Here is a 12,440-nt window from a genome sequence, read left to right on the forward strand (position 1 = left end):
CGATTTTTTTGACGATCATATCGCTCGAGATTGTAGGTATATCTTAATGGGGATGTTGAGATAAAATTATTAACTATCCATATTTTTATAAAGTTATCTAATGATTAATCCTGTTTTCCTGCGCACTTTTATGTCGTTGGTAAAGACTAAGCACTTCACTCGCACCGCTGAATCGCTCAATATGACTCAGCCAGGAGTGAGTCAGCATATTAAAAAGCTGGAGGAGCGGTTAGGTAAGTCGCTGCTACACCGGCATGGAAAAACCTTCGAATTAACGCCGGCGGGTGAGCGTTTATATCAGTTTGGCTTGCAGCAGGCCGAGGCTGAAGCGGAATTGATCAGTGCGATGGTCGGTGATGATCAGTATGCCGGTGAGTGTAAAATTGCCTGTTCTGGCTCGATGGCGATGCAGCTTTATCCCCGCTTACTCGGCTTGCAGCAACAATATCCAAGGCTCTCTTGTAGTGTTGAAGCCGCGCCAAATGGGGTTATTCTTGAGCGGATTAGAAGTAATCAATCTGATATGGGCATTATGACTCAGTTAATCGTCGAGCAGAAGCTAACGCAGCAAAAACTAGGGGAGGATGCATTATGCCTCGTAGTGCCGGTTGGCTGTGATACCTCTTGGGAAGGGTTGATGCAGCTGGGCTTTATCGATCATCCCGACGGGCATCATTACGCGACGCAGGTATTGGAGGCGAATTTTTCTGATCACTATCATCGCCGTCAAAAAATACCCGTGTCGAGTTATATTAATCAGCTCAGTCAGATTTTGTTGCCGGTATCGCAAGGGTTGGGCTTTACGGTTTTACCTAAATCATCGGTCGAGGCTTTTCCTTATCCTCAGCTGATTGAACGGGCGTCACTGCCGACGTCAGTGAACGAAACTGTTTACCTTATTTATAAAAAACACCGTCCACTTCCGGCCCGCTATGGGTTAATTAAAGATCTTTTGCTGGGGCTTTGGGCTTAGGAAGGTGCGAATAAGTCAATTACGCCTCTGGCTTACAGAGAAGCTGGAGATCAAGGCAACAGTTACAGGCATATTGGTTGTATGTCGAAAAATGTTAACGCTGAGATCCTGCTTCTCTGAAAGCCCCGAAGGGAGAACATAACGGACTTATTCGCACCTTCCCTTAAAAAATTGGCCGCTGAATATGGCTCTTGACGGCTTTGGCGGGTCTCTTCTATCGCGTAAACCCGATGACCGATATGTAAGCGCATCGGCGAAGCTGATGATGCCTGTGAGTATCTTGACTAAAGTGATACATGCTCATGTAACCTCTTAAAAGGGCGTGATCTCAATATTAGATGACTATTTTATCTCGGCCACCACTTTTGGCTTGATAGAGTTTACGATCGGCGCGCTCAATCAGCTCTTTTGTCGAAATGGCTGTACCTTCTTCAACATGAACAACGCCAAAGCTCATCGTAATGCAGTGGTTTTGCACCACCGGATTGTCTTTGAAATGATCTCTGATGCTATTCAGTCGGCTCTTCACTTGAGTCACAGGGGTGTTCATAAATACCAAGATGAATTCTTCACCGCCATAGCGAGCAATAATATCGATCGAAAAACGCGTATGATTTTTAAGGTTGTCGGCAACGGCAATCAGCGCTTGATCGCCGGCGGTGTGTCCGAGTTCGTCATTGATGCGCTTAAAATGGTCGATATCGCATAACACAAAGGTCAGTGGTTGATGCGATTGTTGGGCATTGGTTAAGGCGAGCTCCAACGCCTGATAAAGGCCTCGTCTGTTATACAGCTGTGTTAGCTCATCGGTCAGTGCGTTCTCGAGTAGAGAGCTATTTTCGTTTTGCAGGACGGAGGTTCTTTCCGCTACTTTTTTCTCTAGGTTTTGCATGATATCGAAAAGATTATCGGCCATTGAGCTAAGCCCTTGCCCCAGTGAATTGATCTCACGGACATTACTCAGCGGGTGCGGTAGTGTTTGAATGCGCTTGATATTCTGACTATTGGCCGCTTGATTGAGTAGTTGTATGGGTTTGCCGATATACCAAGCGATCAATGAGCCGATCAGGCCGATGCAAATAAACAGCACTAAGGTAATGAAAATCGTGCTTTGGGTGTAGTCGGTTAAGAGGCGCTTATGATAAGCACTCGGAATCAGGATGCCGAGCACCCAGTTTTTACCATGCTGAAGCGAAATTGAGCGAACAAAATATAAATACTCCTGATCAGTCTCGCTGAGCTGGTGTGTGCCTGCGGTTAAGTGTTGGCTCGCCAATCGAAAGGCTTTATTCGGGTGATCGTGTAGCTTAGCGCGGGTGGTAACTCCATCCGCTTGGTGATACAGCGCGTCCTCTTCCGAGGTGGCGATGAGGGTGCCATTTTCTTCGGCTAAAAAGAGGTGGGCACCGTCAACGAGTTCTAACGATTGAAGATATTCATCGAGCTCGATTAAAGCGATGCTGGTGGCGGTGACCCCTAAAAGCATCCCTGTTTGATCATAAATGGGAGCCGATAGGCCAATACCGAGGGTTGGATAGCCGTAATAAGGATGAATATCACTCCACGTTATACTCCCCTTGGTTATGGCATCTTGATAAAAAGGCCGTCCCCTAGGGTCGTAGCTAAAGGTTGCATCGGATAGTATCTTCGAGCCAATATGATGCACCGGATCATACTCAAACCCTTCCATTGTCAGCGGTTTGTCCATGAAGTTGGCGGCGATGTTATGCTTGCCTTTGTTGATGGGATCTTGTGCTGACGCAAGGTAGCGACCATCCGCTGTTGCCGTTGAAATGAAAGTCATTTGATTGTACGGCGTCGCTTGTTCATAAAAACGACTCGCCAGAGGGGTTAGATCATCAAGCAGTTCAGGGCGGTGAGAAAAGGCGTTAAGATTTGTTTCGATAATATGGCTTAGTGGCGCCATGAAATCTTGCACACGGTCATAAATACGGTCTTCGACCTCTTTGATATATTGCATACCGACACTGTTTGCAATACTGGAAATTGTAACGCTGGACATGAAAAACATCGTCATGCCCGAGATCAGCGTCAGCACGACGAATGGGGTAACAATTAACCAGCGTAATGGAACAGACTTCATCTATGGTTTACTCATGTTATAGCTTTCGCCTTAATTAAGCTGACATAAATTGATGGATTATTAATCCCAATATTGTAGCGATTCCCTGATTATAAAGCCGATATGTGCCGGCAAATATCGACTAAAACAGCTCTGTTTTTACCCATAATGAGGACTAATAACGCTGTTCTTGTAAGTTATACTTAATGTGTTACAGCGTAAACCTTTCTTTAGTGTCAATGACACCATTGATAGAGCGATGCTGTTACTATCGTCTGCACTGAATATGGGATGAAATCAGGCGTCTGAGGTTGTTATAAATCACCCTGCGTCATTGGCGTTCTGGAGAGCTTTAAGGCATAATTCCTACTAAATTAGTTGGTTATTATAAGCGATCATCAGTATGGCCGCTGTGTGAGGTACGTGTGATGCAAAATGTGAAAAATATTGTGGCGGTTGCGTCGGGCAAGGGCGGCGTTGGTAAGTCGACTACTACCGTTAATTTGGCGTTGGCGATGGCCGCTGAAGGTTATCGCGTGGGTGTTCTCGATGCCGATATCTATGGCCCGAGTATGGGTACGATGTTAGGTGTAGCGCCAGGAACACGGCCAGAGCCATTGAGTGAAAACAGCATGAAGCCGGTGTTAGCGCATGGCTTGGAAGTGATGTCGATTGCATTCTTGATTGATGAGACGCAACCGATGGTATGGCGTGGGCCGATGGCGAGCGGTGCGTTGCAGCAATTATTGACGCAGACCGAATGGAGTGATTTAGATTATCTGTTTGTTGATATGCCGCCGGGTACAGGCGATATTCAGTTGACGCTGTCACAAAAGGTGCCGGTTAGTGGCGCGGTTATCGTGACGACGCCGCAGGATATTGCTTTGTTAGATGCCCGTAAAGGGATCGAAATGTTCCGTAAGGTGGATATTCCGGTGTTGGGTATTGTTGAGAATATGAGTGTGCATATTTGCAGTCAGTGTGGCCATGCGGAAGCTATTTTTGGTAGCGGTGGTGGTGAAGCGTTATCACGCACCTACGAGGCTCCTTTATTGGGACAGTTACCTCTTAAGCTGTCGATTCGTGAAGCGGTTGATCGTGGTGTGCCAACGCTGGTGGCCGATCCTGATGGTGCTGAGTCGATGATCTATCGTGCTACGGCGCGTCAGGTTGTAGACGCATTGCAGGCACAGAGTGCAGTACAGCAGGCGATGCCAAATATCTCTATCAATCAAGACTAATAGATCAACGAATCGTGCGGCCGCTCTCGATACGCGAGGTATAGCGTATTTTTTTTGTAAAAGTGCGGTTTTTTTTTAGCAAAAACGATATCATGTGCGGCCGCATAATCAATAGAGAACTGGAACATAAAAGATGGGTATCAAATCGGACAGCTGGATTCGTCGTAGGTCTTTGGAACAGCGTATGATCGAGCCTTTTGAGCCGGGTCAGGTACGCCGTCGTGGTGATGAGCGACTCATCTCTTATGGTACTTCTAGTTATGGTTATGATGTTCGTTGTGCTGACGAATTTAAAATTTTCACCAATATCAACTCATCTATTGTCGATCCAAAAAACTTCGATGATGGTAGCTTTGTTGATGTTAAATCTGATGTTTGTATTATTCCGCCTAACTCTTTCGCGTTGGCGCGCACCGTTGAGTATTTCCGCATTCCCCGTGATGTGCTGACGATCTGTCTGGGTAAGAGTACTTATGCTCGTTGTGGCATTATTGTCAATGTCACCCCGCTAGAGCCTGAATGGGAAGGGCATGTGACCCTTGAGTTTTCGAATACGACGCCTCTGCCTGCTCGCATTTACGCCAATGAAGGGGTGGCGCAGATGCTGTTCTTGGGCGCTGATGAGGTGTGTGAAACGTCCTATAAAGATCGTGATGGCAAATATCAGGGTCAAACCGGAGTGGTTGTACCTCGTACATGATTGAAGCAAGTAAAAAAATTCAGAGTTTTTGGCAGCAGGTTGAGCAGACCATCGAGCGTCTGTTGATTAGCGAGTCAGAGAGTCAGTTTGAAAATGAATCATTATTACTGGAATACAGTAAAAGCCTGAGAAGTATCGATGCTAATCTGACCTTTCACTTTGAGCGTGAAGAAGGTGAGGGTAATGTTGAGATGGTGTTCGGGTGTGATGGTTATCCCGAATCGATTAGCGCCGTATTGACGTTGGTTGGCGCTGCACCGGATATCGGTGGTGTGAGCTTCGTGGCGTTTAATAATCGCTATGATCCGGTGCCAGCAACGGTTAATTTTGGTGATGAGCAATTTCAGCTAGATGAATTTTGGTTTGGTTATCGGGTTGAGTCCGGTCGTTATCATCTCGATATTTATATGCAGGATCTGCCTGCTTCGCTGGATATGGAGCCGCGCATTGAAGCAGTGATGATCTACTTGGATGCATTGATCGGTGAATATGATCTGATGACCCGTGTATCCACGCTGGATTGGTACGACCTTCCTGCGGATCCCGTGGATTATGTGTTGCAGCCATTATCGGAGCTGCGTCACTGCTTCGATCAGCAGCGGCATCAGATTAGCCCGATCGGGCTAATCTATCATTGATTTACAGATGTTGGTTGTCCGATAGTATATAGATACTACCTTCTTCTTCATCATCGTCTGCGGTTTTGCTCCAGCGTATCCAGTTAAACATGATTATCCCTTGTCTTGTTTTTCTGTCGAGGTGTGGCATGCGCGTTTTTTATGAGGATTCCTGCCTCTGGTTTTTATTCGGCTGATCACCTTAAAACATTAGCACAATGTGCAGCTTTAGCCTTGTTACTGGGGTGTTTGACTAATATTAAGTAGTCCGTGTGACGGGCTACGACATAGCGGAGATTTTATGAGTCAGTTACTGACAACGCTGATATCGGAAGTGAGAGCCGATTATCTAGATCTAATGGAGCTCGGTGGAGGTCGTTTTCCCTATACGACAGCTGAAAAGCTCTGCCAGGAGCGATTGTATCTCGGTGCTGATCAGTTGGCGCCTATTGTGGCTGAAGATCCTACCTTGTTAGCGGCGCGCATGGGCGTGCTGGTTGTTAATGAGAGTGAGCAGGCAAATCCCAGCGTTGGGATGATTGTTAGTGCTAATATAGCTGCCGCGATGATGGAAGGATTGATCGATATAGCGCTAGAAAATAACTGGTTGAGTCTCGATGATGACGGCCGTTTGTTGCTCGATGCAGAAGAGTTGAAGTTGCCCGAGCCGGACGTTACAGAGGTCGACTATAGTCAATCAGAAGTCGCTCGTGAGAACCTTGTACGGCCCGGTGAGAGCCTGCTAACGAGGGTTATGAATCAGGCGGAGTCGGCTTATGCCGCGTTGCTGGCGGATGTGGCGCAAGATGCTTATGGTTTGGCGCTGAAAGTGGCTTCTGATTACGCACTGTTTGCTCCCGATGATATTGCTCCGCTGGTTGCAGAGAATCCTCTGCTATTGGGTTTGCGTGCTGATGGTATGGTGGATGAGACGCTGTTTGAAGGCGACCCGCCAGCGGGCATGATTATTAGCGCCCATATCACGCAGATGATTTTGGCTCAGCTATTGGAGATGGCTGTCGAGCAGGGCGTATTGGGCAGTGATAGTAGCGGTCACCCGCTACTACCGGATAATGAAGGGCGTAATCCCGTTATCCATTGACAGCGATCATCGTTAGGCATTGATTTTGCGCTTAGCGAGGATCGTTATTTCTTAGCATATTCTTGCTGATTTCGATCCAGCTCACCAATATCTAACAGCGGGGCGGCATCTAGGTGCTCCGCGTTCAGCATGAAAGCGATTCTTTCTAGGCTGGACACCACCATTGATTGTTCCCAGTTTTGCATATCTTCAAAGCTTCTGACAAAAATATCTTGCTGTGTTGTCGGCGCGCCTTTCATGAGTTCGACGCCTTTATCGGTTAGGCTGACCCAGACCTTACGCTTATCTTCTTTGCCTCGTTCGCGGGCAATTAGTTCTTTTTTTTCTAGTCGATCGAGAATGCTGGTGATGGTGGCTTGCGTCAGTACCATCTCTTTAGCGAGTTCTCCGCTGGTCAGTTGAGTGTATTCGCGAAGTGTTTGCATCACCATGAGTTGCGGTGGTGTGACGCCGGTGCCGCGGCTAATCTCTTTGTCCTGCATGTCGGTTGAGCGGATGATTTGACGTAGCAGTACGAGCGCCTTCTGGCTGTTTTCCATTGTGAATCCTGTCTTGAGTTGGGTTGGCTATTCTACGGATATCTGTCTCCTTTATCTATGGCGAGGAGCGTGTTGAGTGTATAAATTTAAATATATTTTGATTATCTAATTAATTTTTTATTTCATTGTGAGTTGTATTGGCGCAATTCTTGTCAATTCAACGTTTTTTTGTGTTTTTGTGGTGCGTTTTTACTTAAAATGGGGTTGTTAATCTTTTTTTGGTATGTTTTATAATATAAAAGTAAATTGTGAAGCTAAATAAATGTAATTCAAAATATTTGAGGATCAATGGATATTGAAAGCGTAGTCCTACGCAAACCTGGGGCTGAAGATGGCGACCCCGTTCATACACTTATTAGTCAAATCCCCGAATTAGATAGTAACTCCTGCTACTGCAATCTACTGCAGTGCAGTCACTTTTCAGATACCTCTGTGTTGGCCGAAAAAGATGGCGAAGTGGTTGGTTTTGTGAGTGGTTATCGCCACCCGAAAGATCCCACTGTACTGTTTGTTTGGCAAGTAGCTGTGGCTGAAAAAGCCCGTGGTATGGGGCTTGCCAGTCAGATGCTGCAAGCAATTATCGCGCGTCACGATGCCCCTGAGGTAACCCATATTGAGACCACCATCACCGCCGACAATAGTGCTTCTTGGGCGCTATTTAATCGCTTAGCGAGTGAGTTGGATACGGCTCTCGAACGTTCTTTGCTGTTTGATCGAACAGCGCACTTCAACGATAAGCATGAGTCTGAGTTTTTGGCACGCATTGGCCCTTTATAACCGAAATGCTTTGAATATCGATGTAAGTGAATTTTGAATCATCCCTTTTTAATTAATTGAGAGTATTTTTTATGAAAATTTTTGAACAGATTGAATCTGAAGTTCAGTCCTATGCCCGTTCGTTTCCCCGTGTTTTTAATAAGGCTCAGGGCGAATTTCTCTTCGATGAAGACGGTAATCGTTATCTTGATTTCTTGGCCGGTGCAGGCACGCTGAATTACGGTCACAACAACCCATTATTTAAAGAAAAACTATTGGACTATATCCATAGTGATGGCATCACTCATGGCTTGGATCTACACACCAAAGCCAAAGGCGAGTTTTTGGAGGCCTTCAATGAGAAGATTCTTAAGCCACGTAACCTCGATTATGTCATGCAGTTTACTGGCCCGACGGGTACGAATGCGGTTGAGGCCGCTTTAAAGCTAGCCCGTAACCTTACCGGCCGTGAAAATATCATTAGTTTTACTAACGGTTTCCACGGTGTCACGATGGGAGCGCTGGCAACCACCGGTAACTCACATCATCGCGGGGCTGCCGGTGTGAGCCTCAGTGGTGTTAGTCGTATGCCTTATGATGGTTATTTAGGTGATGACATTGATACCACCGTTTACCTCGATAAGGTGTTAACGGATTCAAGTAGTGGTATCGATAAGCCGGCGGCGGTGATTGTCGAAACGGTGCAGGGTGAGGGTGGTATTAATGCGGCCAGTATGGAGTGGTTAAAGCACTTAGATAAAGTCTGTAAAAAGCATGAAGTATTACTGATTGTGGATGATATTCAGGCGGGCTGTGGTCGTACCGGTACCTTTTTTAGTTTTGAAGAAGCGGGTATTAAACCGGATATCGTTACGCTGTCGAAATCATTAGGGGGTTATGGTTTGCCCTTTGCGGTAGTGTTGTTCCGTCCCGAGCTGGATCTGTGGAAGCCCGGTGAGCATAACGGTACCTTCCGTGGCAACAACTTTGCCTTCATTACCGCTACCGCCGCCATCAATAACTATTGGGCGGATGATGCTTTTGCTAAAGAGATACAGCAGAAGGGTCGTTATGTTTCTGAACGGCTTGAAAAAATTGTTGATGCTTATGGCGATGGTAACTTTACTACGCGCGGCCGAGGCATGTTTCAAGGGATAAGCTGTGTCAACGGCGAACTGGCAGACAAAATTACCACCATTGCGTTTAAAAATGGTTTGATGATTGAAACCAGTGGTGCTGATGATCAAGTGGTTAAGTTATTGTGCCCATTGATTATTTCGATGGAAAACCTAGCGAAGGGGATCGATATTCTTGAAAGTGCCATTCGTGAAGTCTGTGCAACAGAGGATCGGATCCCTGAGCATAAAAAGTACTTTGATCCGATTGTTCTAGCGAGCTAAGTATTTAGCTATCTATTTTATTTGGCGTTAGCGGCGATGCTAACGCCCTAGGTGCAGGGATTAAGTACTGTACCACTCTCAAGCAAAACTGAATTTAAAGGGAAGATAATGATCGTACGTGATTTAGGCACCGCAGAGCAGAGTAATCGTCGAGTTGTATCGCCGGATGGTAACTGGGAAAGCACGCGTATGCTGCTGAAAGACGACAATATGGGCTTTTCATTTCATATAACGACTATCTATAAAGGCGCTGATTTTGGTATGCATTATCAGAATCACCTCGAATCGGTGTATTGTGTTTCCGGTGAGGGTGAGATCGAAACGCTGGCCGATGGTAAAGTTTATCCTATTAAACCGGGTACACTGTATGTGCTGGATAAGCATGATAAGCATATTCTGCGGGCCTTTGAAGAGATGCAGATGGCCTGTGTTTTTAATCCACCGTTGAATGGTAAAGAAGTCCACAATGCCGAAGGGGCATATGAACTTGAAGCAGAACCTGTTACCGCATGAGTCATTTGCAAGGAGCCCCAATGACAGCCCCTCCCGTCAATGAGGATCTGTACCCCTCTCGACAGGGGGGTAATCATTTTATTGAACGACAAGATCCAACCGTTTATGCGCTGGCCAATAAGGTGGCGCCGATTGCGCCGCAGCAGATTGGTGAATATGCTGAGAATGGCTTCGTCGTGCTGGAAGATGTTTTTTCTGATGTCGAAGTGCGGATGTTTCAGCAAGAATTGGAGCGCTTAAGTGCTGATGAAGCGATTCGTGCATCCGGTGAAACGATCACCGAGCCGGGCAGTGGTGAGGTGCGCTCGATTTTTCGCGTGCATGAATGTAGTCCGCTATTTAGTAAATTGGCCGCCGACCCGAGGTTGGCTGAATTGGCACGCTATATTCTCGATGATGAGGTGTATATTCATCAGTCGCGACTAAATTATAAGCCGGGCTTTCGCGGTAAAGAGTTTTACTGGCACTCTGATTTCGAAACGTGGCATGTCGAAGATGGTATGCCACGCATGCGAGCGTTGAGCATGTCGATTACACTCACAGAAAACTTCGATTTCAATGGTCCGTTGATGTTGGTGCCAGGATCGCATCGACAGTTTGCTACCTGTGTTGGTGAGACGCCAGAGAATCACTTTAAAGCCTCACTGAAAAAACAGGAATACGGCGTTCCCTCCGATGCACAGCTGAAAACGTTGATCGATAATGGCTCAATCGTCACGGCCAAGAGTAAGCCCGGCAGTGTCATCGTGTTTGATTGTAATGTGTTGCATGGCTCAAATGGTAATATCACACCGGCGCCTCGCTCAAATGTATTTTTTGTTTATAACGCATTGACGAATCGTGTGGTTGAGCCTTTTTGCGATCAGCCCGCACGACCGGAATATATTTGCAGCCGTACTCATATTACGCCGTTATCTGACTGATCTTTGGCTGGCCTTGAGTGATACACATTGAGCTATCACTCATTGGCGCTGCTTGAAAAGTGCTGAGGGCCGCTTTCTGTTTATCTAAAAAATTCTGAGAATTATGCATACTATAGAAAAAATTGGCGGCACATCGATGACTGATTATGTGTCGGTACGCGATAATATTATTTTTAAACCATCAAATCCTGACAGCCTCTATCAACGTGTATTTGTGGTGTCTGCCTATGGCGGCATTACCGATAAATTGCTGGAACACAAGCGCAGTGGTCAGCCAGGTGTCTACGGGCTGTTTGCGAGCAGTATCGAAGATCGCAGCTGGTTAACCGCATTAGAGCAGCTGAAGTGTGAAATGTATGATCATAACTTACAGTTGTTTGGTAAGGGTGATGCACTGATTCGGGCGAATAACTTCATCGATGAGCGACTACAAGATGCGCAAAAATGCCTCACCGATCTACATAGTCTGTGTATGCATGGGCACTTTGCCTTAGATGCACACTTAACCACGGTGCGGGAGATGCTCGCGAGTATTGGTGAGGCTCACAGTGCTTGGAATATGGTTGAGCTGTTAAAGCGTGACGGTGTGAACGCTTGCTATATTGATTTAACCGGCTGGGATACCGATCGCCATATGCCGTTAGATGATCGAATCAGCGCGGCCTTCAAGCATATTGATCTGAGTAAGCAGTTACCCGTAGTAACCGGTTACGCGCATAGTCAGGATGGTTTAATGTCCTCCTTTGATCGTGGCTACAGTGAGATGACCTTTAGTCGTCTGGCGGTGCTAACGCAGGCCCGTGAAGCGGTTATTCATAAAGAGTTTCATTTGAGTAGTGCAGACCCTCGTTTGGTCGGTGAAGAGAACGCGGTGCCGATTGGCCGGACCAACTATGATGTCGCCGATCAACTGGCTAACTTAGGCATGGAAGCGATACACCCGAAAGCGGCTAAAGGATTGCGTCAGCATAATGTGCCGCTGCGAGTAAAAAACACCTTCGAGCCGGAGCATACCGGTACCTTGATTACCGGAGATTATGTCAGTGATACGCCGCGAGTTGAGATTATTGCTGGATGCCGTGGTGTATTCGCATTAGAGCTGTTTGATCAGGATATGGCGGGTAATCTCGAAGACTACGATCGTGAAGTGTTGGCACTCATTAAGCGTTTTCGTGCGCGTATCGTGTCTAAAGATGTGAATGCCAATACCATTACTCACTATCTGGCGACTAATCTGAAAACCGTTAAACGTATTCGCGCGGCCTTGGCTGAACGCTTCTCAGACGCCGAATTAGATCATAAAAAAGTGGCGATCGTATCGGCGATTGGTAGCGATATGGAAGTGCCGGGTATTCTGGCTAAAGCGGTATCGGCCATTGCCGAGGGCGATATTAGTGTGTTGGCGATTCATCAGTCGATGCGACAGGTGGATATGCAGTTTGTGATAACCGAAAGCGATTATGATGCCGCCGTCAAAAGCCTTCATAAAGCGCTCGTCGAAGTACACGATCACGGTCAGGCTATCTGTCTATCGAGCTATTCAGCACAGCACCTCAACTGAGGCCGTCGCCTATTACGATGACTAATACATGA

At 46.6% G+C, this 12,440-nt stretch carries 12 protein-coding genes; 10 read left to right on the top strand and 2 right to left on the bottom strand.

Annotated elements, in window-relative coordinates:
* The first annotated feature begins 100 nt into the window (after positions 1-100).
* On the top strand, positions 101-973 hold the full coding sequence (locus Q4488_RS09245; RefSeq protein ID WP_303580191.1) for a LysR family transcriptional regulator: 873 nt from the start codon (positions 101-103) through the stop codon (positions 971-973).
* 334 nt (positions 974-1,307) lie between these two features.
* Here the strand turns inward: Q4488_RS09245 and Q4488_RS09250 are convergent, their stop codons facing one another.
* Positions 1,308-3,077 carry a sensor domain-containing diguanylate cyclase gene (locus Q4488_RS09250; protein ID WP_303580192.1) on the bottom strand — a complete coding sequence of 590 codons (1,770 nt, stop codon included), beginning with the start codon at positions 3,075-3,077 and terminating at the stop codon, positions 1,308-1,310.
* A gap of 407 nt (positions 3,078-3,484) precedes the next feature.
* Here Q4488_RS09250 and apbC point away from each other — a divergent pair, with 407 nt between their 5' ends.
* The 4 genes from apbC to Q4488_RS09270 all read left to right on the top strand — a co-directional run bounded on the left by apbC (position 3,485) and on the right by Q4488_RS09270 (position 6,716).
* On the top strand, positions 3,485-4,297 hold the full coding sequence (apbC, locus tag Q4488_RS09255) for an iron-sulfur cluster carrier protein ApbC (RefSeq protein ID WP_303580193.1): 813 nt from the start codon (positions 3,485-3,487) through the stop codon (positions 4,295-4,297).
* Positions 4,298-4,430: 133 nt separating this feature from the next.
* Positions 4,431-4,997, top strand: a complete 567-nt coding sequence (gene dcd, locus Q4488_RS09260) for a dCTP deaminase (protein WP_303580194.1) — start codon at positions 4,431-4,433, stop codon at positions 4,995-4,997.
* Positions 4,994-5,635 carry a hypothetical protein gene (locus Q4488_RS09265; RefSeq protein WP_303580195.1) on the top strand — a complete coding sequence of 214 codons (642 nt, stop codon included), beginning with the start codon at positions 4,994-4,996 and terminating at the stop codon, positions 5,633-5,635. The genes dcd and Q4488_RS09265 overlap by 4 nt, the downstream gene beginning before the upstream one ends.
* A 280-nt stretch (positions 5,636-5,915) precedes the next feature.
* Positions 5,916-6,716 carry a hypothetical protein gene (locus tag Q4488_RS09270; protein ID WP_303580196.1) on the top strand — a complete coding sequence of 267 codons (801 nt, stop codon included), beginning with the start codon at positions 5,916-5,918 and terminating at the stop codon, positions 6,714-6,716.
* Between the two features lie 44 nt (positions 6,717-6,760).
* Here the strand turns inward: Q4488_RS09270 and Q4488_RS09275 are convergent, their stop codons facing one another.
* Positions 6,761-7,255, bottom strand: a complete 495-nt coding sequence (locus Q4488_RS09275) for a MarR family winged helix-turn-helix transcriptional regulator (protein ID WP_303580197.1) — start codon at positions 7,253-7,255, stop codon at positions 6,761-6,763.
* 288 nt (positions 7,256-7,543) lie between these two features.
* Here Q4488_RS09275 and ectA point away from each other — a divergent pair, with 288 nt between their 5' ends.
* From ectA to Q4488_RS09300, 5 genes are all read left to right on the top strand, one after another.
* A complete protein-coding gene (gene ectA, locus Q4488_RS09280; RefSeq protein WP_303580198.1) occupies positions 7,544-8,032 on the top strand; it encodes a diaminobutyrate acetyltransferase in 489 nt (162 codons plus the stop codon).
* Between the two features lie 71 nt (positions 8,033-8,103).
* On the top strand, positions 8,104-9,411 hold the full coding sequence (ectB, locus tag Q4488_RS09285; protein ID WP_303580199.1) for a diaminobutyrate--2-oxoglutarate transaminase: 1,308 nt from the start codon (positions 8,104-8,106) through the stop codon (positions 9,409-9,411).
* Positions 9,412-9,519: 108 nt separating this feature from the next.
* Positions 9,520-9,924, top strand: a complete 405-nt coding sequence (locus tag Q4488_RS09290) for an ectoine synthase (protein ID WP_303580200.1) — start codon at positions 9,520-9,522, stop codon at positions 9,922-9,924.
* A gap of 20 nt (positions 9,925-9,944) precedes the next feature.
* A complete protein-coding gene (thpD, locus tag Q4488_RS09295) occupies positions 9,945-10,847 on the top strand; it encodes an ectoine hydroxylase (RefSeq protein ID WP_303580201.1) in 903 nt (300 codons plus the stop codon).
* Positions 10,848-10,950: 103 nt separating this feature from the next.
* Positions 10,951-12,408, top strand: coding sequence for an aspartate kinase (locus tag Q4488_RS09300; protein ID WP_303580202.1), 1,458 nt, complete (start codon positions 10,951-10,953; stop codon positions 12,406-12,408).
* Positions 12,409-12,440: the final 32 nt, after the last annotated feature.

It is taken from the genome of Amphritea sp. 1_MG-2023 (genome assembly GCF_030547545.1).
Classification (GTDB): Bacteria; Pseudomonadota; Gammaproteobacteria; order Pseudomonadales; family Balneatricaceae; genus Amphritea.

What these genes read in the sequence shown, in the direction of transcription:
- dcd (WP_303580194.1), top strand. Translation starts at nt 4,431, where the DNA reads ATGGGTATCAAATCGGACAGCTGGATTCGTCGTAGGTCTTTGGAACAG.
- Q4488_RS09250 (WP_303580192.1), bottom strand. Translation starts at nt 3,077, where the DNA reads ATGAAGTCTGTTCCATTACGCTGGTTAATTGTTACCCCATTCGTCGTG.
- Q4488_RS09300 (WP_303580202.1), top strand. Translation starts at nt 10,951, where the DNA reads ATGCATACTATAGAAAAAATTGGCGGCACATCGATGACTGATTATGTG.
- Q4488_RS09270 (WP_303580196.1), top strand. Translation starts at nt 5,916, where the DNA reads ATGAGTCAGTTACTGACAACGCTGATATCGGAAGTGAGAGCCGATTAT.
- apbC (WP_303580193.1), top strand. Translation starts at nt 3,485, where the DNA reads ATGCAAAATGTGAAAAATATTGTGGCGGTTGCGTCGGGCAAGGGCGGC.
- Q4488_RS09245 (WP_303580191.1), top strand. Translation starts at nt 101, where the DNA reads ATGATTAATCCTGTTTTCCTGCGCACTTTTATGTCGTTGGTAAAGACT.
- ectA (WP_303580198.1), top strand. Translation starts at nt 7,544, where the DNA reads ATGGATATTGAAAGCGTAGTCCTACGCAAACCTGGGGCTGAAGATGGC.
- Q4488_RS09275 (WP_303580197.1), bottom strand. Translation starts at nt 7,255, where the DNA reads ATGGAAAACAGCCAGAAGGCGCTCGTACTGCTACGTCAAATCATCCGC.
- ectB (WP_303580199.1), top strand. Translation starts at nt 8,104, where the DNA reads ATGAAAATTTTTGAACAGATTGAATCTGAAGTTCAGTCCTATGCCCGT.
- thpD (WP_303580201.1), top strand. Translation starts at nt 9,945, where the DNA reads ATGACAGCCCCTCCCGTCAATGAGGATCTGTACCCCTCTCGACAGGGG.
- Q4488_RS09290 (WP_303580200.1), top strand. Translation starts at nt 9,520, where the DNA reads ATGATCGTACGTGATTTAGGCACCGCAGAGCAGAGTAATCGTCGAGTT.
- Q4488_RS09265 (WP_303580195.1), top strand. Translation starts at nt 4,994, where the DNA reads ATGATTGAAGCAAGTAAAAAAATTCAGAGTTTTTGGCAGCAGGTTGAG.